Origin of the sequence: Microtetraspora malaysiensis (assembly GCF_001528665.1) — a bacterium.
Lineage (GTDB): Bacteria > Actinomycetota > Actinomycetes > Streptosporangiales > Streptosporangiaceae > Microtetraspora_A > Microtetraspora_A malaysiensis.
Window position 1 is genome coordinate 1 of record NZ_BBYJ01000041.1, and the last position, 21,049, is coordinate 21,049.

Below are 21,049 nucleotides of genomic sequence, written 5' to 3' on the forward strand. Positions count from 1 at the left end.
CATCGCCACCGGACCACCGGTCACCGCCACGCCGACCCACGTTCTGCTGCCGATCGTCCCGACCGGCACGCTGGGATCCGTTCGACGATGGCTCGTGGAGGGTGGAGCGGCGGCCCTGCCAGATTCCGTCCCAGGCCGACAGGTCGTCACGGTCGTATTCGGGCCACGGCTCGTCCCGACCGGAAAGGGCACCGCCATCGCTTCCGCGGCGCTGCGACCCCTCCCCGCCGTCAGGCTTCTGGTCTTCCGGCGCGTCCGGGAGGCCGAGCAGCCGCCGAGCCCACGAGTGCGTCGTCTCCGGCCCGCCGCGTCGCCCACCCCGCCCGTCGGAGCGCGCCGTGGCGTCCGGCTGGCCGCGCCGCGCAGCTCGCCCCTCGGGGCGGGCCGGGTCGTGTGGGGCGGGATGAGTGACTCCTTCGCGGCCACCGGAGCTGCGGCCGTCATCGAGGAGCCCGGCACTGCGGGCACGGTCGAGGAGCACCGCCCCATAAGAGTCGCCGGAGAAGCGATCCGATCCGATGAACGGCGTATGCCGCCTGGACCCGCCCCGCCGCTGCGGGGATGCGGAAGGCGCGTCGGACGGCCGGGACGGAGGAGCGTCCTCCGGTCGGCGCGACAGCAGTACACCACCCGAAAGCATCATCTCTTCGCACCTCCCCTCCCGGCCTGATGGTCGACCCTCTGCGAGGATATCGTTCATGCGTTCGATAGGCAACTCTAAGTAGTCACGCTTGCACTGTTTGTGAGAACTGTGTACGGCATTCCGTTTGGTGGGTATTCGCGAGGGGCGTCGCCACACTGCCCGAACGGGGCGTGCGGCTGGGGCGCGCGACCATCCGCCGTCAGATCACGCCCAGGGGTGACATCTGTTGTGGGTCCGTCGTGACAAACGGCGCAGGAACGGCGGGCGCCGGGGGCGAATGCTGAGCCGTATGACACATGAAGTGGAACTTGCGGTGGCCGTGCGCGGCCTACGGAAGCGCTACGGCGGGTCCGCGCCGTCGACGGGGTGGACCTGGTGATCGCCCCGAGAGAGGCGGTGGCGCTGCTCGGCCCGAACGGCGCGGGCAAGTCCACCACGGTCGCCCTGATGCTCGGCCTGGCCTCGCCCGACCCACCTTCGGGCGGCCCGGCTACTTCGCCCGCGCGATGGAGCATGGGGCTTCCGGCTTCGTGGTCAAGGACTCCTCGCCCGAGCACCTGGTGGAGACGGTACGGCGGGTGCACGCCGGTCTGCGGGTCGTCGATCCCGCCCTCGCCGCCGAATCGCTGGCCAGCGGGACCGGCCCGCTCACCGCCTGGGAACGCGACGCGCTGCGCGAGGCCAGGTGTGGCGGCACGGTGAGCGAGATCGCCAAGGCGCTCCACCTGTCGAACGGGACCGTGCGCAACCACCTGTCCGCCGCCATCGGCAAGACCGGCGCCGCCACCCGCGCCGAGGCCGCCCTCATCGCCGAGGAGTACGGCCGGCTCTGAGAGGGCGGCGTGGTCCGGATGTGCTCAGTATGTGCTCAGCCGGCGCGTGGGGGCTCTCCGGTCAGTGCCGGTAGGAGGTGTGCTTCTTCGTACGCGAAGTGCTCTTCGAGCTGGGAGGCCAGCCGCTCCAGTTCGGCCAGGAATGTGGCGGCGTCGTCAGTTCCGATCCGGGAAGGACGGGTGCCGGGAGCGGTCGTGTCGCGGGCTTCGGGGGCCGACGTGGCGATGGAGGGTTCGCCGGCCTCGGACGTGAGGTTGGCGAGAAGCGCCTGAAGGTCGGTGACGGCCTGGGCCACCAGCCGGTGTTCGCTGCGGATTCGGTCCAGGGCGGGGGTGAGGTGGGGGAACTGCTTCTCGAAGTCGGCGAACGCCCCGTCCTCATTGGTGTGGTGGCCGTGGAGCGCGTCGCAGAAGAGCAGGCAGTGCTGGGCGAGCTTCCGGTCCAGACGCTGTCGCGCGGAGCCGTACGGCGCGGCCTGCCCGTTGGCGTGTGGTCCCGCGAAGTAGTCGTCGACTTCTGCGCGGATCGCGGCGAGGTCCGCGCGCAGGTCGTCGTGGACGCGTACGAGGAACCGGGCGATCGCCTGGTTCCGCTCTTCGCCGGCGCCGGGGGCGGCGCGGGTCAGCGCGATCACGGGGATGGTGCGCGAGGTGCCGGCCTGATAGGCGGTGAAAGCGGGGTCGCGACGGCATTGGATGTTGTAGATCCGGTCGCGTTCCGCACCCTCAAGCGGCTCGGCCGTCGCGGCGTATGTCGCGATCTGGCCGTCTCCTGTGCCGATCTCGACCGTGCAGCGCGGGTCGGCGAGCAGGTTGTGGTGCCAGTCGGGGTGCTTCGGCCGGCCCGCGTTGGAGCCGAAGACGAAGATCCGGTCGCGATCCCGGAGGTACACCACGGGGTTCGTGCGCGGTCGGCCGCTGCGAGCGCCGGTGGTGGTCAGGAGCACGAGGGTGGCTCCTTGGAACATGCCGCCCACTCTGCCGCCGTTCGCGCGGAACTCCTCGATGACCTGCCTGTTGAACTCCGACGGCCCCGGGCGGTGCTCTGTCATGAAACGTCCCCTCCGATAGCATCGGCCGACCAGGAAAATTTGCTTTGAAAGCAAAACTTATTTGAGTGCAAAGCTATTTGGAGGGATCGCGAGTGTCAACCGGTAACCCGGGGCGCCGTGGATCCGGCCTGGACGTCGATGCCGCGATCCGGACGCTGCTGTTGGTGATGCCACGGATGGTGGGACGTGCGAAGCGGCTCGGGGTCCCGGAGGAGCTGAGATCGTTCGCGCTGGCGCCCCGGCATCTCTCGTTGCTCGCCTACCTGCTCTTCGACGGGCCGATGAGCGTGAACGAGCTGGCCGCCCGGCTTGAGGTCGCGCCCACGACCGTGAGCCTGATGGTGGGCGAGCTGAGTCGCAAGGGCATCCTGGAGCGGCGGGAGGACGACGCCGACCGGCGCAGGAAGATCGTCAGCATCGCCGACGAACACCGTCCGGCGATCGACGGCTGGCTGGGGTACGGCGCCACCGCCTGGCGGAAGGCGCTCGGACCTCTCACGGCCGAGCAGCGGCAGATGTTCGTGGACACCCTGGCCGCCTACGAACGGGAGATCGCCGGCGAGTGAGGTCGCTCCGGAATCTCTGATCCCCGCGCGGCCGTGGAGTGGAAGATCGCCGTGGAGTGAGGTCGCTCCGGGATGGCGCGGCTCCGGGGAGGGCGGGCGTGATCTGCCCCGGGACGGGCGGGGCGAATCGGGTCAGGATTCCGGGGGCGGGGCGGTGCTGCCGCGGGGGGTGAGGCGGGCGGTGTCGTCCTCCAGCGGGCCGGGGTCGGCGCCGTCGATCAGCGCGAGCAGCCGCCGGGCCGCGTGCGCGCCGTACGCGGAGATGTCGCGGCCGAGCGCGGTCAGCGGCGGGCGGACCACCTGGGAGAGCGGGGAGTCGTCCCAGGCCACGATGGACAGGTCGGCCGGGACGTCGAGCCGCATCTCCTGGGCCACCGACAGCCCGGCCACCGCCATGATGTCGTTGTCGTAGACGATCGCGGTCGGCCGGTGGGGGGAGCTGAGCAGCCTGCGGGTGGCTCTGGCGCCCTCCTCGCCGGTGTAGTCGGTGTGGACGACTCCGGTCTCGGCGAGGCCGAGCGCGGCGCAGGCCTCCTCGAACGCCCGGTCGCGGATGGCGGTGTGGACGAGCCGCGGCAGTCCGGCGACGCGCGAGACGCGCCGGTGGCCGAGCGCGGCGAGGTATTCGACCGTCTCGCGCACGGCGGCGCCGTCGTCGGACCAGACGGGCAGCAGCGAGCCGGCGGCCGAGGGGTGGCCGATCACGACGACCGGCATGCCGAGCGCCTCCATCTCCGGGACGCGCGGGTCGGCCACGTGCAGGTCGACGAGGATGGCGCCGTCCACCCGGCCCTCGCCCCACCAGCGCCGGTAGACGCCCATCTCGGTCTCGTGGTCGCGGACGACCTGCAACATCAGGGCGCACGAGTGGGCGGCCAGCTCGCTCTCGATGCCGCTGATCAGCTCCATGAAGAACGGCTCCATGCCGAGGAAGCGGGCGGGCCGGCACAGTGCGAGACCCACCGCCTCGGCGCGGGCGCCGTTCAGGGCGCGGGCGGCGCTGTTGGGCTGCCAGCCGATCTCCTGGGCGATCGCGAGGATGCGCGCCCGGGTCGCCTCCGACACGCCGGGCCGGCCGTTGAGCGCGTAGGAGACCGCGCCCTTGGAAACCCCGGCCCGCCGTGCGATGTCGGCGATCGTCGGTCTTCTCACGGGTCCCCTTGGTTAACCGGTCCAGTCGGCACGCACTTTACTACATCGGTCCGAGATGTCTCAGACGCGTCACACCAGCGCCCTGCGGTATTGACACTCCGGACATAGGGAATTTACGGTCGCGGTACTTATCCGGTTCAGCAGGTATTTGGCAGAGATTCGGCAGGGATTCTGCAGAGCGCTGTACCCAGACGAAAGGCGAGATAGCGAAGGGGGAGCCGCACTATCTGGACCGGTTCATGTCGACATCGGGGCTCAGCTGTTTCGGTACCTCCACGCGGCCGTCCGCGAGGAGGAAGGAGAATCACGATGCGAAACCGAGTGCGGATCCTGGTTCCGCTCCTCGCGGCCGGCCTGGTCGCCGCGTGCTCCGGTGGCGGCGGGGCCGGCGAGCCCGCCTCCCAGGCGCCCCCGGGCGCGGACGCCACGGCGCCCCCGGCGGCCGGCGGGGCGTTCCCGCGGAACGAGACCCTCTACACGAGCGGCACCCAGTGGGGGCCTCCGGCGAACTGGAACCCGCTGCGGGAGTGGGACTTCGCGACCGGCACCAAGGGCCTGGTCTACGAGACGCTCTTCCTGTACGACCCGGACGCCGACACGTTCACCCCGTGGCTGGCGGAGAGCGGCGAGTGGACGGGGGACAAGGAGTACACGCTCACGCTGCGGCAGGGCGTCACGTGGTCGGACGGCAAGCCGCTCACCGCCGACGACGTGGTCTTCACCTTCGAGCTGGGCAAGATGGAGACCGTTCCGTACCACCCGATGTGGACGTGGTTGAGCGACGCGCGGGCGGTGGACGCCCGGACGGTGAAGTTCACGTTCACCAAGGCCAACTACCAGCAGTGGGCGAACAACCTGTACAGCAGGCCGATCCTGCCGAAGCACCTCTGGGAGGGCCGCTCCGAGGACGAGGTGATGAACGGCGCCAACGAGCGGCCGGTCGGCACCGGGCCGTACACGTACCACTCGCACGACCAGGACCGCATGGTGTGGGTGAAGCGGGACGGCTGGTGGGCGACGAAGGCGCTGGACAAGGAGGTCAAGCCCAAGTACATCGTGGACATCGTCAACTCCAGCAACGAGGTCGCGATGGGGCTGCTGCTCCAGAAGGGCCTCGACCTGAGCACCAACTTCCTGCCGGGCGTCGCCAACCTGGTCAAGGGGAACTTCGGGATCAAGACGTACTATCCCGAGGCGCCGTACATGATGTCGGCCAACACGGCGTGGCTGGTGCCGAACACCACGAAGAAGCCGCTGGACGACCCGGAGTTCCGCAAGGCGATCGCCTTCTCCGTCGACACGAAGAAGATCGTCGAGAACGTGTACGGGAACCTGGTCAAAGCGTCGAACCCGACCGGCCTGCTGCCGCAGTGGGACAAGTACGTCGACCAGGACGTGGTGGGCCGGCTCGGTTTCTCCTACGATCCGGCGCGGGCCAAGAAGCTGCTCGCGGACGCGGGATACAAGGACACCGACGGTGACGGCTTCGTCGAGACGCCCGGCGGCGGCAAGATCGCGCTGAAGCTGATGGTCCCGGCCGGGTGGACCGACTGGATGGAGGCGAGCCGCGTCATCAGCGCGGGCGCGAAGGCGGTCGGGATCAACGTCGAGCCGGACTTCCCGGACTACAACGCGCTGGTGGACGCCCGCAACTCCGGCACGTTCGACCTGGTGCTGAACAACGAGAAGCAGCTCGCGAACACGCCGTGGCTGTACTACGACTACCTCTTCCGGACGCCGGTGCGGAAGCTGCAGACCACGGTGAACTTCGCCCGGTACGAGAACGAGAAGGCGTGGGCGCTCACCCAGCGGCTCGACGGTGTCGGGACGGACGACGTCGAGGGCATGAAGCGGGTCACCTCCGAGCTCCAGCGGATCCAACTGGAGGACATGCCGGTGATCCCGCTTTGGTACAACGGCCTCTGGTCGCAGACCACCGACGTGGTGTGGAAGAACTGGCCGTCCAGCGTCCCTGGCGCGCCCAAGCACGCGCCGACCGTGTGGCGGAACTGGCTGGAGATGGGCGGCGTCCTGATGCTGACCGAGATCCAGCCGGTGGCCGGCTGATCTTTCCCGCTCCCCGCCCTCACGGAGGGGCTTCCCGCCCCCTCCGTGAGGGGAGGGGCGCTTACATCGCGACCGGGAGGTCAGTTTGCCCCGATATTTCGGCAGAAAGCTGCTCATCTACGGCCTCACGTTCTTCGTGGCCGTCACGATCAACTGGATGATCCCGCGGTTCATGCCGGGTGACCCGGTCCAGAGCATGCTCGCCCGGGCCAACATCGCGCAGCCCGAGGCGGTCGAGGCCATGCGGGTCCACTACACCGATCTGTTCGGGTTCGACCTGCCCCTGTGGAAGCAGTACGCCAACTTCTGGGCCGCGCTCTTCCGGGGTGATCTCGGCATCAGCATCTGGCTCTTCCCCACGCCGGTCGCCGACGTCATCGCCCGGGCCGTGCCGTACACGCTGGGGCTGCTGCTCCCGGCGGTCCTGCTGAGCTGGGTCGCGGGCAACAGGTTCGGCGCGTTCGCGGCGCGCAGGAAGTGGCTGGACAACACGGCGCTGCCGATCGGCTACCTGCTGACCGCGACCCCGTACATGTGGCTGGCGATCCTGCTCGCCTGGGGGCTGGGCGTCGTCGCCGGGGTGCTGCCGGTCGCCGGGGCGTACAGCTTCGCGATTCAGCCGGAGTGGTCGTGGGACTTCGCCGGCAGCCTGCTCCAGCACTGGCTGCTGCCGTTCGCCTCGCTGTTCCTGGTGGCGTTCGGCGGGTGGGCGATCGGCATGCGCAACATGATCATCTATGAGCTGGAGGCGGACTACGTCCGCTACCTGCGGTCGCTCGGCGCGTCCGGGCGGCTGATCCGGCGGTACGCCTTCAGGAACGCGATCCTGCCGCAGGTCACCGGCCTGGCCCTGCAACTCGGCGTTCTGGTGGCCGGCGCCCTGGTTACCGAGATCGTCTTCTCCTATCCCGGGCTGGGCCACCTGATCCTCCAGGCGATCCAGAACCAGGACTTCTTCCTGCTCCAGGGGATCTTCCTCTTCATCGTCGTCGGCGTGCTGATCGCCAACTTCGTCATCGACGTCGCGTACGTCGTGGTCGATCCGCGGACCAGGGTCGGGATGGGAGGGGCCGCGTGACCGGCGTCCGGAACGCGCTGCGTGTCGCGCTGCGCAACGGCAAGCTGGTCGCCGGACTGGCCGTCGTCCTGGCACTGCTGCTGACCGCGCTGGTCGTGCCCGCGACGATCGCGTACGGCCCGAACGAGTACGTCGGCCCGGCCGCGGCGCCGCCTTCGGCGGAGTACTGGTTCGGCACCACCACCTTCGGCCAGGACGTCTTCGCCCAGTTCGCGTACGGCCTGCGCGCCACCTTCCTGGTCGGGCTGCTCGGGGGCGGGCTGGCGGCGGTCATCGGGATGGCGGTCGGGTTCACCGCCGGATATCGGGGCGGCCTGGTCGACGAGATCCTCAACATGATCACCAACATCGTCCTCGTGCTGCCCGCGCTGGTGGTCCTGCTGATCGTCAACGCGTACCTGGGGGTGCGCGACGTCGGCGTGCAGGCGCTGTTCATCGGCCTGACCTCGTGGCCCTGGGCGGCGCGGGCGATCCGGGCGCAGACGCTCTCGCTGCGCTCGCGCGACTTCGTGGACCTGGCCCGGCTCAGCGGGATGCGCACCCCCGGCATCATCGTCAGAGAGATCGCGCCGAACATGAGCTCCTACCTGTTCATGACGTTCATCCTGCTGTTCGGCGGATCGATCCTGATCGCGGCCTCGCTGGACTTCATCGGGCTTGGGCCGTCCCAGGGCGTCTCCCTCGGGCTGATGCTCAACAACGCGGCCCGGTGGAGCGCCCTGCACCTCGGCATGTGGTGGTGGTTCGTGCCGCCGGGCGCGGGGATCACGGCCGTCGTCGGCTCTCTCTACGTCGTGAACGTCGGGCTGGACGAGGTCTTCAACCCCAAGCTGAGGGAGATGTGAGGTGTCCCTGACGGTCACCGACCTCCGGGTCCACTACCGGACGCCGCGCGGCGAGGTGCGGGCGCTGGACGGCGTCACGTTCACGGTCGCGGACGGCGAAATCATGGGCCTGGCCGGCGAGTCCGGCTCGGGCAAGTCCACGCTCGGCACGAGCCTGGTCCGGCTGGACGGCCGGATGCGGCACGTCGGCGGCACGGTCGAGCTGGACGGCGTCCCGCTGCCCGTCGCCGATTCTGCGGCCATGGACCGGTTCCGCTTCCGCGCGGTCTCGGTCATCCCGCAGTACTCGATGAGCGCGCTCAACCCGACCAGGAAGATCGGCAAGATGGTCGCCGAACTGCTGGCCTCGCGCGGCGAGCGGCCGGACCGCGCCGAGCTGGAGCGCCGCCTCGCGCTCGTGGGGCTGCCTCCCGACGTGCTCGGCCGCTATCCGATCGAGCTGTCCGGCGGCATGAAGCAGCGGGTCGTCATGGTCGTCTCCACGCTGCTGAACCCGTCGCTGCTCATCGCCGACGAGGTCACCTCGGCGCTGGACGTGTCCAGCCAGAAGGCCGTGGCCGGGATGCTCCTCGGCCTGCGCGACGAGGGCCTGGTCACCAGCATGATCATGGTCACGCACGACATCTCCCTCGTGTACCAGATCGCCGACACGATCGCCGTGATGTACGCCGGGCGGCTGGCCGAGAAGGCCCCCGCCGACGTGATCGTCACCGCACCCCGGCACCCGTACACCCGCCTGCTGATCTCCTCACTGCCCGAGGTCGGCGTACGGCAGGCGGAGCGGCGGCTCGACGGCATCCCGGGCACCCCGCCGTCGCTGCTCGACCCTCCGGAGGGTTGCCGCTTCCGGGACCGCTGCCCGCTCGCGTTCGACCGGTGCGCCGAGCGGCCGCCGTTCGCCGAGGTGGCTCCCGGGCACTCCGTCGCCTGCTGGAAGGCCGTGTGATGCTGCGACTCGACGGTGTCTCCAAGATCTATCGCGCGGGCCCCTTCGGCGGGCGCGAGCTGCGCGCGGTCTCCGGCGTCGGCTTCGAGGTCAACGCCGGCGAGGTGGTGTCCCTGATCGGCGAGAGCGGCAGCGGCAAGAGCACGATCGGCCGCATGGTGCTGCGGCTCGCCTCCGTCACCGAGGGGACGATCACGTTCGACGGCGAGGACGTCTCGGCCATCCGGTCTCCGAAGGCGTACTACCGGCAGGTCCAGGGCGTGTTCCAGGATCCGTTCAGCGGCTTCAACCCGATCTTCGCCGCCGACCGGGTCTTCGAGATGATCAGGCGGGAGTACTTCCCCCGCGTGTCCCGGGCGGCCTGGCGGGAGCGGGTGGAGTCCGCGCTCGCCGGGGTCCGGCTCGACCCCGGGCAGGTGCTCGGCAGGTATCCCCACCAGCTCAGCGGCGGGCAGCTCCAGCGCATGCTGATCGCCCGCGCCCTGCTGCTCGACATCCGGCTGCTGGTCGCCGACGAGATCATCAGCATGCTCGACGCCTCCACCCGGGTCGACGTGCTCAACCTGCTCGCCGACCTGCGCTCGCGCGGGCTCGGCGTCCTGTTCGTCACCCACGATCTGTCGCTCGGCACGTACGTCAGCGACCGGACCGTGGTGCTGCGCCGGGGGAGGATCGCGGAGATGGGCCCGACCGAGCGCGTCTTCGGCGACCCGCTGCACCCGTACACCCGGACGCTGCTGGATTCCGTCCCCCGGCTGCACGTCAAATGGGCGGAGCGGCGGGACGAGGAGCGGGCGGGCCGGACCGTGTGCCCGTTCCACGACCGTGCCCCGGGCACGCCCGTACGCGGTGACCTGGCCGAGCCCGAGAAGGACCATCACGTGGCGTGTGCCGGGCCCGGCGCGTGCCCGGCCGCCGAGGAGCCCGAGTTCCGACAGCCTTCGGCCAAGGAGAGAGTGTGAGCTCGTACCACCCGCTGCACGACGGCTGGACCGTCACCGCCGTGTCCTCCACCGGGCAGTTCCGCCCGGTGGTCGCCGGGGTCCCGGCGACCGTTCCCGGCTGCGTCCACACCGACCTGCTCGCCGCGGGACTCATCGACGACCCCTATCTCGACGACAACGAGGACCGGCTGACCTGGATCGGCCGCACCGACTGGGCCTACGAGACCGTCTTCACCTGGGCGGGCGCCGACGACGAGCGGGCCGACCTGGTGTGCGAGGGGCTGGACACCGTCGCCGCGATCGTGCTGAACGGCACCCAGGTGGGGGCCACCGCCAACATGCACCGGTCGTACCGGTTCTCCGTCCGGCACCTGCTGCGTGAGGGCGAGAACACCCTGAAGGTGCTCTTCACCGCGCCGTACGGCTACGCCGAGGAACAGCGGGCCGCCCTCGGTGACCGGCCCGGCGCGTATGCCGAGCCGTACCCGTTCATCAGGAAGACGGCGTGCAACTTCGGCTGGGACTGGGGGCCGACGCTGGTGACCGCCGGGATCTGGCGGCCGATCGGCGTCCACACATGGAGCACCGCGCGGTTGGCCGAGGTGCGTCCGCTTGTCACACTCGACGGTCTGGACGGGAGGGTGGACGTCCATGTCACGGTGGACCGCGCCGCGCAGGTCCCGCTCACCGTTACCGCGACCGTGGCCGGGGTGACCGAACGGGTACGGCTGGCGCCGGGCGAGCGGACCGCCCTCGTGAGGCTCACCGTCCCCGCCCCGGACCTGTGGTGGCCCCGGGGGTACGGCGATCAGCCGCTCTATCCGCTGACCGTCCGGCTCGGCGATGGAGATGGCGCCGGCGACAGTGATGGCGACAGTGATGGCGACGACGTGTGGACGCGGGAGATCGGCTTCAGGTCGGTCGTCCTGGACCGGACGGACGACGCCTTCACCCTCGTCGTCAACGGCACGCCGGTGTTCGTGAAGGGGTTCAACTGGATCCCGGACGACTGCTTTCCCGGCCGGGTCACGCGGGAGCGGCTCGCGGAGCGGCTGGGCCAGGCGGTCGGCGCGGGCGCGAACACGCTGCGCGTCTGGGGCGGCGGCATGTACGAGAGCGAGGACTTCTACGCCCTCGCCGACGACCTCGGGCTGCTGGTCTGGCAGGACTTCCCGTTCGCCTGCGCGGCCTATCCGGAGGAGGGGCCGTTCACGCACGAGGTGGAAGCCGAGGCGCGCTGCCACGTCGCCCGCCTCGCCGCCCATCCCAGCCTGGCGATCTGGTGCGGCAACAACGAGAACATCGAGGGCCACGCCGACTGGGGCTGGCAGGACGCGCTCGCCGGCCGGAGCTGGGGCGCCGGCTTCTACTACGACCTGCTGCCGAAGATCGTGGCCGAGCTGGACCCGACCCGCCCATACTGGCCGGGCAGCCCGTACTCCGGCGCTCCCGACCTGCCGCCGAACGACCCGGCCAAGGGGACCACGCACATCTGGACGGTGTGGAACTCCCACGACTACACGCACTACGCGACGTACACGCCGAGGTTCGTGGCCGAGTTCGGCTTCCAGGGCCCTCCGGCGTACGCGACCCTGCGGCGCGCGGTGAGCGACGAGCCGCTGACGCCGGTCTCGCCCGGGGTGCGGCACCACCAGAAGGCGATCGACGGCGACGAGAAGCTGCTGCGCGGCCTCGGCGACCACCTGCCCCGGCCCGAGGGGTTCGACGACTGGCACTACTTCACCCAGCTCAACCAGGCCAGGGCGGTGGTCTTCGGCGTCGAGCGGTTCCGCGCGCTCGCGCCGTACTGCATGGGCACGATCGTCTGGCAGCTCAACGACTGCTGGCCGGTCACCTCCTGGGCGGCCGTCGACGGCGACGGGCGGCGCAAACCGCTCTGGTACGCGCTGCGGCGCGCCTACGCCGACCGGCTGCTCACGTTCCAGGACTCCGCCGTCGCCGTGATCAACGACACCGGACGGGAATGGGCCGGCGAGCTGGAGGTCGTCCGCATGACCTTCGGCGGGGAGGTCCGGGCACGGGAACGCCACCGGGTCGCGACGCCCCCGCGCGGGGTGGCCCGATGGGAGCCGCCCGCCGCGCTCACCACACCGGGCGGCCCGGGGGAGCTGCTGGTCGCGACCCTGGACGGGGTACGCGCGCTGCGGTTCTTCGCGCAGGACCCCGTCGCCGGCTATCCACCGGCCGCGTTCGACACGGCGGTCGAGGAGGCCGACGACGGCCTGCGGATCGCCGTGACCGCGCGGACCCTCGTGCGCGAGCTGGCGATCTTCCCCGACCGGCTCGACCCGCGGGCGACCGTGGACGACCAACTCGTCACGCTGCTCCCCGGCGAGACCGCGGTGTTCCGAGTCAGCGGGTGCCGCCGTCCGGGTGATCTCGACCTCGAGGCGCTCGTCCGCCCCCCGGTGCTGCGCTGCCTCAACGAGGCCCGGACCTCAGCCGATTTCGCCGGAAGCGCGTGATCACTGGGTAGCATGGGCCGTCCACGACGGTGCGGATCGACCTGACGAGCGAGGAATGTTCATGCGGTTCAGCCCGGGTTCATTCGTCGTTGAGCGTCTCCGGGCAGAGTGAGCCCGGCTTCCCCCACCCACGAGGAATTCGAGATGGATCTGCTGACCAACCCGATCAAGACCTACCCCTGGGGCTCCCGCACCGCCATCGCCGGGCTGACCGGGCGGACCGCTTCGGGACCGGAGGCCGAGATGTGGCTCGGCGCCCACCCCTCCGGACCGTCGCGGCTCACCCGCGACGGTGTCGAGCGGACCCTCGTCGACGCGATCGCCGCCGACCCGGTGGCCGAGCTGGGGCGGCCGTCGGTCGAGCGTTTCGGCGCGCGCCTGCCGTACCTGCTGAAGCTGATCGCGGTGGACCGCCCGCTCTCCCTCCAGGTGCATCCCACCGCCGACCAGGCGGCCGAGGGGCACGCCAGGGGAGACCGGAACTACTGCGATCCGTGGCCCAAGCCGGAGCTGATCTGCGCGCTCACGCCGTTCACCGCGCTCGCCGGGCTGCGCGCGCCCGAGCAGGCCGCGATGCTCGTCGAGCGGCTCGGCGTGGCGGCGTTGCGGCCCGTCGTGGCGCGCCTCGCCGCCGGTGACATGCTGGCCGCGTTGCGCGAGCTGCTCGGCCTGCCCGGCTCCCGGGCCGACCTGGTGAAGTCGATCGTGTGGGCCGCCTCCTCCGTCCACCAGCCGGACTACGAGCTGATCATCCGGCTGGCCCGACTGTACCCGGAGGACCCCGCGGTCCTCGCGCCGCTGCTGATGCGCAGGCACGAGCTCGAACCCGGCCAGGCGATGTTCCTCGGCGCGGGCGTGCTGCACTGCTACATCTCCGGGTTCGGCGTCGAGATCATGGGCAGCTCCGACAACGTGCTGCGCGCCGGGCTCACCGGCAAGCCGATCGACGTGGACGAGCTGCTGCGGATCACCGACGCCCCCGCCGTCCCGTTGCCCGTCGAGCCGGCCGACGACGCGTACGTGCCGCCCTGCCCCGAGTTCCTGCTGCGCAGGATCGTGCCGGGCGCCGGACGCACCCTGCCGGGCGAACTGCCGCGGATCCTGCTCTGCGTCGATGGCGTGGTCCAGGCCGGGGACGAGGTCAAACTCCGCGCCGGCGACGCGGTCTACGTCCCCGCCTCGGAGGGCCCGATCACGATCTCCGGCGACGGCACCGTCTTCTGCGCGGAACCGCAGATCCTCTAGTGCGCTGCCGGCACACGTTCACCGGGGACCAGGGAACGGAGCGGAGGTTCTTTCCGGCGCAGTGACCGACCCGGCCAAGAGTTGTGGACACCCCACCAGCGCTTCCGGTTCACAGGATGTGGACGGCCAGGCCGTAGCCGGCGGCCGCGGCCAGGACGCCGAGCAGCAGGCTGCCGACCGCGTTCAGCCCCGCCTCCGCGTACGACCCCTCCTCGATCAGCCGAACGGTCTCGAATCCGAACGTGCTGAACGTCGTCAGAGCGCCGCAGAAGCCGCTCCCGACCAGCGTGGTGACGAACGTCCCCGGCTGGAGCCCGGTGAGCAGGCCGAGGACGAACGAGCCGGTGACGTTGACCACGAACGTCCCCCAGGGGAACACGGTGTCGTGCCATCGCTGGACCAGCCGGTCGACCAGATAGCGGGTCGGGGCGCCCACCAGGCCGCCGAGGAACACCAGCAGCAGCGTCACGCGCGGCGCCCGACGTAGCGGTAGACCTCGACCGGCTCCACGGTGACCAGCCCCTCGGTCACCAGTTCGTCCAGCTCGGAGAGGAAATCGGTGATCCGCTCCTCGGTGTCCACGATGACGATGGACACCGGCAGGTCCTCACTCAGGGAGAGCAGCCGGTTCGTGTGGATGAGCGATGACGCGCCGAACCCCTCGATCCCCCGGAACACGCTCGCTCCCGCCAGGCCCTTGCGGTGCGCCCGGTGGACGATCTCCGTGTAGAGGGGCCGGTGACGGTACTGGTCGGTCTCGCCGATGTAGATCGTCAGCCGGTAGGCGTCGCCGTGCAGCCTCATCGCGTCTCCTTTCGCGGGCCGCGCCGTACGGGGATGCGGGCGGCGAGCCGGGCGAGGGTCATGCCGCACCAGACCGCGGCCAGCCCGGCGACGAGGCTGACCGCCGCGTAGACGGCCGCCGTGGGCGCGGCCAGCCGCGTGATCTCGACGGCCACGGTGGAGAAGGTGGTGTATCCGCCGATGAACCCCACGCCCAGGAACGGCCGGACGTACCGGCTCGGTGGCCACACCTGGAGGACGAACACCATGAGCGCCCCCAGCGCGAAGCAGCCGGACAGGTTGGCGATCAGGGTGCCCCAGGGGAAGCCGTTCGCCCCCACCGGTACGGCCGAGGCGAGCAGGAAGCGCGCGACGCTGCCCAGCCCCCCGCCGACCGCGATCACTCCCACCACGCTGAACGCGCGCCCGCGCCGTCTCGCCGGCCGCCCGCGGAACACGTCCTGCCCGGTGCCGGAAGGTGTCATGGTGCCGATGGTATCGACCGGGCGCGGAAACGCCCGGGCCGATCAGCGGTCGCGTTTGGGCCAGGGCTGCAGCCGGGTCGTGGAGACGATCTCGGCGCGGTCGCCGGGCAGGACGCACTCGGCGATCTCGACCACGCGCCCCGCGGTGTCGATCGAGGTCTTGCGGAGCACCAGCACCGGCACGCCGCCGGGCACGTCCAGAGTCCGCGCCTCCTCGGGAAGCGGAAGCCGTACGGTGACCTCGTCCACGACCCGGTCGATCTCGATGCCGATCGTGGAGAGCTGGTGCGGTGTGCCGCCCGGCCAGGGCTCGTTCTCCGGCGTGAGGAGGGCGGGGTTGGCGGCGGCCATGTCGTACACGAGCCAGGAGATGACCAGGCTCAGCGGCGCGTTCTCGCCGCGGGCCCGGGTCCGATAGGTACGGCGCAGCATGCGAGTGCCCTCCGGCACGCCGAACCGCCGGGCCAGCTCGGCCCCCGCCGGGGCCGAGCCGAACTCCGTGGAGAACTCCAGCTCTTCACGGGGCAGCCCGGTGTCCCGTTCGGCCGCGCCGGCCCGGCGCCGCTCGTCCTCAGGGAGGAGCGCGCGGTCCTTCTCCCACTGGTAGCGGTCCGTCGTGCGCCGGAGTCTCCGGCGAGCTGCGGTCACAGGGATTCCCTTCCCCGTGAGAGCGTTCTACGCCGCGAGCGTGAGAGTGTTCCGCGGCGCGCTTCGGCGCTTTACGGCACCGTCAGCGCGGAGACGATCTTGTTGATGGTCTTCTCGCCCGGCTTGTGCTTCGCCAGGTTCTTACGGAGCGAGGTGAGCTTGGTATCGTCCGCGGCGTAGGGCCGATACTCGATGACCTCGTGCGCCCAGCGGTCGGGGTTCGGCACCCCGGCCGCGTGGAGCGCCGCGACGAGCTCGCTCTCGGGGGCGTTGTTCGCGGAGACCTTGCCGGTCTTGGTCTTGGCGGCGGCCTTCTCGGCTCCGTTCACCGCGGCGGGTGCGGCCGCCGTATCCGACGCCCCGTCGGAAGAGCTGCTGCCGCAGGCGACGAGCGAAGCCGAGGCCGCGATCGACACCACGGCCAACATCAGCTTGGCTGATCTCACTGTGTCCGTCCTTCATGTTTGTGGTCGTACACCTGAAGGCTGGGGGGACACGCCTTTCGGATCTCTGCCGACCATCAATATCAGCTCGGACACGCTGGGTTCGGAGCCTAATCTCGGTGTCGGGTCATTCCACGGTCAGGGGTCGACATTCGTGATCTCCCCGCATATTGCGCGCGGCCGTGACGACGTTCGCGAGGGCCGCCTCGACCTCCTCGTATGTCCGGGTCTTCAGCCCGCAGTCCGGATTGACCCAGAGCCGGTGCGCGGGCAGCACCTTCAGCGCCGCGCGGAGTGACTCCTCGATCTCCTCGACCTCGGGAACACGGGGCGAGTGGATGTCGTACACGCCCGGGCCGAGCCCGCGCTCGAACCCGCCGACCGCGGGCTCGCGCAGCAGCCGCGCGTGCGACCGGGCCGACTCCACGCTCGTCACGTCCGCGTCGAGCGCGTCCACCGCGGCGATGATCTCGTCGGCGTCCGAGTAGCACAGGTGCGTGTGGATCTGTGTCCGGTCGCTCGCGCCCGACGTCGCCCGCCGGTACGCGTCCACGGCCCACGCCAGATAGCCGTCCTGCTCCGCGCGGCGCAGCGGCAGCAGCTCGCGCAGCGCGGGCTCGTCCACCTGGATGATCGAGAGGCCCGCCGCCTCCAGGTCGCGCACCTCGTCGCGTACGGCGTCGGCCACCTGCGAGACGACGTCGCGCAGGGGCAGGTCGTCGCGGACGAACGACCACGCCACGATGGTCACCGGCCCGGTCAGCATCCCCTTGACCGGGCGGTCCGTCAGGGACCGCGCGTACGTGGCCCACCGCACGGTGATCGGCTCGGGGCGGCGCACGTCGCCGTGCAGGATCGGGGGCCGGGTGCAGCGGGAGCCGTACGACTGGACCCAGCCGTGCCGCGTGACCGCGAAGCCGTCCAGGTGCTCGGCGAAGTACTGCACCATGTCGTTGCGTTCGGGCTCGCCGTGGACGAGCACGTCCAGGCCGAGCCGCTCCTGCACGGCGACGGCACGGGCGACCTCGTTCCGGACCAGGGCCTCGTAGGCGGTCTCGTCGAGGCGCCCGGCGGCCAGCGCCGCTCGGGCCGCGCGCAGCTCACCGGTCTGCGGGAACGAGCCGATCGTCGTCACGGGCAGTGCCGGCAGCCGCAGATGCTCCGCCTGCGCCGCCGCGCGCACCGCGTACGGACTGCGCGGGGGACAGGGCGCGGCCGGTTCCGGGGAGAGGGGGGAGGAGGTGGCGCGGCTGTCGGCTCCTCGGGGCGCGCCGTCCGGGGCGGAGGCGAGGAGGGAGGCCAGCTCGACGACCTCGGCGACCTTCTGCTCGGCGAAGGCGAGGCGTTCCCGCAGCGCGGGATCGAGGCCGGATTCCCGCTCCACGTCGTACGGCACGTGCAGCAGGGAGCTGGAGGTCCCGACGACGACGTGCGCGGCGCGCTCCCGCAGGGCGACGAGGGCGGCGAGCGCCCGGTCGTGGTCCGTCCGCCACACGTCGCGCCCGGACACCACGCCCGCGACGACGGTCTTGCCGCTCAGATCGACGTCGGGGGCGGGCAGGGAGCCGCGCACGAGGTCGAGGCCGATCGCCTCGACAGGCGTCACGGCGAGGACCGGCAGCGCCTCGCCCGCGTCCCCGAAGTACGTGGCGACGAACAGGGCGGGCCGGGCCGCCGCCGCGCCGAGCCGCCGGTACGCGGTCCGTACGGCGGCGAGTTCCTCCGCCGAGCGGTCCGCCACGAGCGCGGGCTCGTCGAGCTGCACCCAGGCGACGCCTTCGGCGGCGAGCGCCGCCAGCAGCCGCTCGTACGCCGGGAGCAGGTCGGGCAACCGGTCCAGCGGCGCGAACCCGGCCGGGGCGTCCGGGGCCGGCTCGGACAGCAGCAGGAACGTCACCGGGCCGAGCAGGACGGGGCGCGGGTCGAGGCCCAGCGCGCGGGCCTGCCGTACCTCGGCCAGAGGGGCGTCGCCCGCGAGACGGAACGCCGTGTCCGGGCCGATCTCCGGCACGATGTAGTGATAATTCGTGTCGAACCACTTGGTCATGCGCAGCGGCGCGATCCCGGCGGCGCCCCTCGCCATCGCGAAGTAGGCGTCCTCGGGGGCCGGCGCCCGATAGCGCTCCGGCACCGCGTCGAACAGCACGGCCGTGTCGAGCACCTGGTCGTAGTACGAGAACGTGCCGGACGGCAGCGCGCCGAGGCCGAGGGCGTGGAGCCGCCGCCAGGTGTCCTCGCGGAGGCGGGCGCCGACCTTCTCCAGCTCGTCGTACGCGATCCGGCCGCTCCAGTAGGACTCGAGGGCGTGTTTCAGCTCGCGCTCCGGGCCGATCCTCGGATAACCGAGGACGGTGGAGGCGGGGAAGGGCGACGGGCGCACGGCGGTCATGGTGACTCCCTGACGAGACCGCGTGGAGCGGTCGGGCGGATCGGACGAGCCGCATCCTGCCCGCGCCGCCGTGTCCCGCCGCCGATCTATCGCCGGTGCTTATGGCTGGGCTTCGGCGCTCTTGCGGAGCAGCAGGTGCGCCTGCGGGAAGCGCCGCCTCGTGTCCTCGCGCCCGGAGAGGATCAGCCGGGCCACCTCGACCATCCCGGTCTCCCGCAATAGGCTCGCGACGTGGTCGGGCGACCACCGGTAGGCGAGCGCCACCTGGTGGTCGAACGGCTCCGGCGGCGCCGACGGCTCGTCGTGCGCCTGGAAGCTGAGCAGCAGGAGGCCGCCCGGGGCGAGCACCCGGTGGAACTCGGCGAACGCCTCCGGCATCCGCTCCGGCGGCGTGTGGATGATCGAGTAGCGGGCGAGCACACCGCCGAGAGCACCGTCCGCCAGGTCGAGCTCGGTCATCGAGCCGACGTCGAACCGCAGGTGCGGGTGGGTGCGGCGGGCCAGATCGATCATCTCGGGCGACAGGTCGACGCCGAAAGCGGTCAGCCCGAGCGCGTGCAGGTGGGCCGTCACGTGCCCCGGGCCGCAGCCGACGTCGGCGACCATGCCGTCGCCTCCGGCCCGTACATACCCGGCGAACGCGGCGATCGCCGCGCGGTCCAGGTGCTCTTGCTCGAACAGCGGGCGGGCGAACTCGGCGTAGGTTTCGGCGAGCCGACCGTAGGACTCACGAGTGGTGTGGAGATGGTTGGCTTCGATCATGGCCGGGCATCCTAGTGCCCCTCCCGTCAATCTTTGCCCCGTCGCGTTGCCCAGGGCGGCACCTCGCGGCGTAGTCGTCGTCGGCCGTAGGCTCCGCTACGGCCTCCTCCTCCGCCTTGCGATGCACCACCCTGGATCACCGCTCCGTCCGGGCAAACCTTGCCGGTCACGGCACCAGCCCGATCGCCTCGGGTGCGGCGGCCGCTTGATTCATTGCCGTCGCTTATGGATCAGCGGGCGATACTGGAGCATGGATCCCAGCCCTCCCGTGCGCGACGTCCAGTGTTTCGCGCTCGTCGCGCGGCACCGCAGCTTCTCGCGGGCGGCGGCGGAGATGGGCATGTCGCAGCCGGCGATGAGCCAGGCGATCGCCCGGCTCGAACGCGCGCTGCGGCTCCGCCTGTTCGAGCGGACCAGCCGGGAGGTACGGCTGTCGCCGTCCGGGGCCGCGCTCCTGCCGCGGGCGGAGGCGCTGCTGGAGACGGCGGACGCCTTCGGCGCCGAGGCCGTCCGGCTGGCGGCGGCGCAGCGGCCGGCGATCCGGCTGGCGTACGCGCCGCTCGTGGGTGGCCTCGCGGCACGGGTCGCCCGGCGGCTGGCCCGCCGCCGACCGGCGATCGGTGTGGAACTGCGGGCCGCGGGCTGGAGCGCCGCCACCGCCGCCCTGGAGGCCGGAGACGTGTCCGCGGCGATCCTCGCCGCTCCGTTCCCGCTGGGGCTCACCACCGCCGCGCGGTTCCACGTACCGGTCGGCCACCTGGCGGTCCCGGCGGGGGATCCGCTCGCGACGGCGGCGACGGTCCGTCCGGAGCGGCTGGCCGGGCGTCGCGTCCTGGCGCCGCGCGACCGCCCGCCGGGCGGCATGTGGTCCCGGCTCGCCGGTCTGCTGGGCGGGCCGCACCGGCTCCATGTGGTGGCGGACGAGATCGACGACTTCGCCGCGGCGCTCGACCTCGTCGCGGCCGGCGTCGGGCTGCTGCCGGTGCCGCAGTTGGTCGTGGGCTCGATCCGCTGCCACGACGTGCGCTTTGTACCGTTCGACGCCGGTGACCTGCGCATGACGTACGGGCTCGGGTGGCATCCGGACCGGGTCTCCGGCGAGCTGATGGCCCTGGCCCAGACGGTTCAGGAGTCGCTGTGGACGAGGTAGCCGGTACGCGCCGGCGCCGGTCGTCGTGCGGGGAACCCGGAGCGACGGCGAGCGCCGGTCGCCGGTCACTGGTCAGGGCAGCGGGAGCTCCAGAGTGATCGTCATGTGTTCGCTCGCCCCGGAGCCGGTGGAGTAGACCCCGCGCAGCGCCGCGACCTGGGCGCGCAGCGGGTTCGCCGCGGCGGCTTCCTTGTCCGCCTCCTTGTCCGCCTCCCGCGCGTCGTCCTGAGGTGGCACACCGTCGCAGGAGACAGTCAGTCGCAGCGTCCGGCCCGTCGTCATCGCGACGGAGATCTCCCGCGCGCCCGCCCCGCGGTCGAGGGCGTCCACCAGGACCCGGTACGCGAGCCGGGCGGTGCCGTCGGGCACCTCTCCCGTCGGCAGCGCCCACACCTCCACGGGGACGGCCAGGCGCTCCGCCCATCCGGCCAGCAGGGATTCCACCGCCCGCCCCAGGTCGCGTCCCGTGACGTCTTCTTCCGATGTCGCCACATTGAAGATCGAGACCACCTGTCCCCCTCCATAAGCACAC

20 protein-coding genes are annotated in these 21,049 nt (G+C 71.3%); 10 read left to right on the forward strand and 10 right to left on the reverse strand.

Annotated features, from left to right (window positions below):
• Window positions 1-1,149 precede the first annotated feature (1,149 nt).
• On the forward strand, window positions 1,150-1,476 hold the full coding sequence (locus AWQ71_RS43520; protein ID WP_218002125.1) for a response regulator transcription factor: 327 nt from the start codon (window positions 1,150-1,152) through the stop codon (window positions 1,474-1,476).
• Window positions 1,477-1,511: 35 nt separating this feature from the next.
• Here AWQ71_RS43520 and AWQ71_RS37355 read toward each other — a convergent pair whose 3' ends face one another.
• The gene (locus tag AWQ71_RS37355) at window positions 1,512-2,528 is read right to left on the reverse strand and encodes a nitroreductase/quinone reductase family protein (protein ID WP_067143381.1); all 1,017 of its coding nucleotides are present in this window, start codon (window positions 2,526-2,528) and stop codon (window positions 1,512-1,514) included.
• A gap of 92 nt (window positions 2,529-2,620) precedes the next feature.
• Here AWQ71_RS37355 and AWQ71_RS37360 point away from each other — a divergent pair, with 92 nt between their 5' ends.
• Window positions 2,621-3,094 carry a MarR family transcriptional regulator gene (locus AWQ71_RS37360; RefSeq protein ID WP_245658922.1) on the forward strand — a complete coding sequence of 158 codons (474 nt, stop codon included), beginning with the start codon at window positions 2,621-2,623 and terminating at the stop codon, window positions 3,092-3,094.
• Window positions 3,095-3,226: 132 nt separating this feature from the next.
• On the opposite strand, the gene AWQ71_RS37365 is transcribed toward AWQ71_RS37360, so the two are convergent.
• A complete protein-coding gene (locus AWQ71_RS37365) occupies window positions 3,227-4,246 on the reverse strand; it encodes a LacI family DNA-binding transcriptional regulator (protein ID WP_067143383.1) in 1,020 nt (339 codons plus the stop codon).
• 309 nt (window positions 4,247-4,555) lie between these two features.
• On the opposite strand from AWQ71_RS37365, the gene AWQ71_RS37370 reads away from it, so the two are divergent.
• The 7 genes from AWQ71_RS37370 to manA all read left to right on the forward strand — a co-directional run bounded on the left by AWQ71_RS37370 (window position 4,556) and on the right by manA (window position 13,857).
• Window positions 4,556-6,313 carry an ABC transporter substrate-binding protein gene (locus AWQ71_RS37370; RefSeq protein WP_067143385.1) on the forward strand — a complete coding sequence of 586 codons (1,758 nt, stop codon included), beginning with the start codon at window positions 4,556-4,558 and terminating at the stop codon, window positions 6,311-6,313.
• 85 nt (window positions 6,314-6,398) lie between these two features.
• Window positions 6,399-7,391: an ABC transporter permease gene (locus AWQ71_RS37375; RefSeq protein ID WP_067143388.1), complete on the forward strand. Its 993-nt coding sequence runs from the start codon at window positions 6,399-6,401 to the stop codon at window positions 7,389-7,391.
• Window positions 7,388-8,236 (forward strand): ABC transporter permease, encoded by an 849-nt coding sequence (locus AWQ71_RS37380; protein ID WP_067143391.1) that lies wholly within the window; start codon window positions 7,388-7,390, stop codon window positions 8,234-8,236. Before AWQ71_RS37375 ends, AWQ71_RS37380 begins: the two co-directional genes overlap by 4 nt.
• A 1-nt stretch (window position 8,237) precedes the next feature.
• Window positions 8,238-9,182 carry an ABC transporter ATP-binding protein gene (locus tag AWQ71_RS37385; RefSeq protein ID WP_067143394.1) on the forward strand — a complete coding sequence of 315 codons (945 nt, stop codon included), beginning with the start codon at window positions 8,238-8,240 and terminating at the stop codon, window positions 9,180-9,182.
• Entirely contained in the window at window positions 9,182-10,144 is a 963-nt protein-coding gene (locus tag AWQ71_RS37390) for an ABC transporter ATP-binding protein (protein WP_084259734.1), read from the forward strand. The genes AWQ71_RS37385 and AWQ71_RS37390 overlap by 1 nt, the downstream gene beginning before the upstream one ends.
• Complete coding sequence (locus tag AWQ71_RS37395; RefSeq protein ID WP_067143397.1) at window positions 10,141-12,612, forward strand: glycoside hydrolase family 2 protein; 2,472 nt, start codon at window positions 10,141-10,143, stop codon at window positions 12,610-12,612. Before AWQ71_RS37390 ends, AWQ71_RS37395 begins: the two co-directional genes overlap by 4 nt.
• 144 nt (window positions 12,613-12,756) lie before the next feature.
• Window positions 12,757-13,857 carry a mannose-6-phosphate isomerase, class I gene (manA, locus tag AWQ71_RS37400; protein WP_067143399.1) on the forward strand — a complete coding sequence of 367 codons (1,101 nt, stop codon included), beginning with the start codon at window positions 12,757-12,759 and terminating at the stop codon, window positions 13,855-13,857.
• A gap of 109 nt (window positions 13,858-13,966) precedes the next feature.
• Here the strand turns inward: manA and crcB are convergent, their stop codons facing one another.
• The 7 genes from crcB to AWQ71_RS43070 form a co-directional block, all read right to left on the reverse strand.
• Complete coding sequence (gene crcB, locus AWQ71_RS37405; protein WP_067143402.1) at window positions 13,967-14,326, reverse strand: fluoride efflux transporter CrcB; 360 nt, start codon at window positions 14,324-14,326, stop codon at window positions 13,967-13,969.
• The gene (locus tag AWQ71_RS37410; protein ID WP_067143405.1) at window positions 14,323-14,661 is read right to left on the reverse strand and encodes a DUF190 domain-containing protein; all 339 of its coding nucleotides are present in this window, start codon (window positions 14,659-14,661) and stop codon (window positions 14,323-14,325) included. Before AWQ71_RS37410 ends, crcB begins: the two co-directional genes overlap by 4 nt.
• Complete coding sequence (locus tag AWQ71_RS37415) at window positions 14,658-15,125, reverse strand: fluoride efflux transporter FluC (RefSeq protein ID WP_067143407.1); 468 nt, start codon at window positions 15,123-15,125, stop codon at window positions 14,658-14,660. The genes AWQ71_RS37410 and AWQ71_RS37415 overlap by 4 nt, the downstream gene beginning before the upstream one ends.
• 42 nt (window positions 15,126-15,167) lie before the next feature.
• Window positions 15,168-15,773 carry a UTRA domain-containing protein gene (locus tag AWQ71_RS37420; protein ID WP_218002126.1) on the reverse strand — a complete coding sequence of 202 codons (606 nt, stop codon included), beginning with the start codon at window positions 15,771-15,773 and terminating at the stop codon, window positions 15,168-15,170.
• A gap of 71 nt (window positions 15,774-15,844) precedes the next feature.
• A complete protein-coding gene (locus AWQ71_RS37425) occupies window positions 15,845-16,219 on the reverse strand; it encodes a hypothetical protein (protein ID WP_218002127.1) in 375 nt (124 codons plus the stop codon).
• A gap of 124 nt (window positions 16,220-16,343) precedes the next feature.
• Window positions 16,344-18,605 carry a 5-methyltetrahydropteroyltriglutamate--homocysteine S-methyltransferase gene (gene metE / locus AWQ71_RS37430; RefSeq protein ID WP_067143416.1) on the reverse strand — a complete coding sequence of 754 codons (2,262 nt, stop codon included), beginning with the start codon at window positions 18,603-18,605 and terminating at the stop codon, window positions 16,344-16,346.
• Between the two features lie 99 nt (window positions 18,606-18,704).
• Window positions 18,705-19,367, reverse strand: a complete 663-nt coding sequence (locus AWQ71_RS43070) for a class I SAM-dependent methyltransferase (RefSeq protein WP_067143418.1) — start codon at window positions 19,365-19,367, stop codon at window positions 18,705-18,707.
• Between the two features lie 250 nt (window positions 19,368-19,617).
• Here AWQ71_RS43070 and AWQ71_RS37440 point away from each other — a divergent pair, with 250 nt between their 5' ends.
• Window positions 19,618-20,517, forward strand: coding sequence for a LysR family transcriptional regulator (locus AWQ71_RS37440; protein ID WP_218002128.1), 900 nt, complete (start codon window positions 19,618-19,620; stop codon window positions 20,515-20,517).
• A 72-nt stretch (window positions 20,518-20,589) separates the two neighbouring features.
• Here the strand turns inward: AWQ71_RS37440 and AWQ71_RS37445 are convergent, their stop codons facing one another.
• Window positions 20,590-21,027: a hypothetical protein gene (locus AWQ71_RS37445; RefSeq protein ID WP_067143424.1), complete on the reverse strand. Its 438-nt coding sequence runs from the start codon at window positions 21,025-21,027 to the stop codon at window positions 20,590-20,592.
• Window positions 21,028-21,049 lie beyond the last annotated feature (22 nt).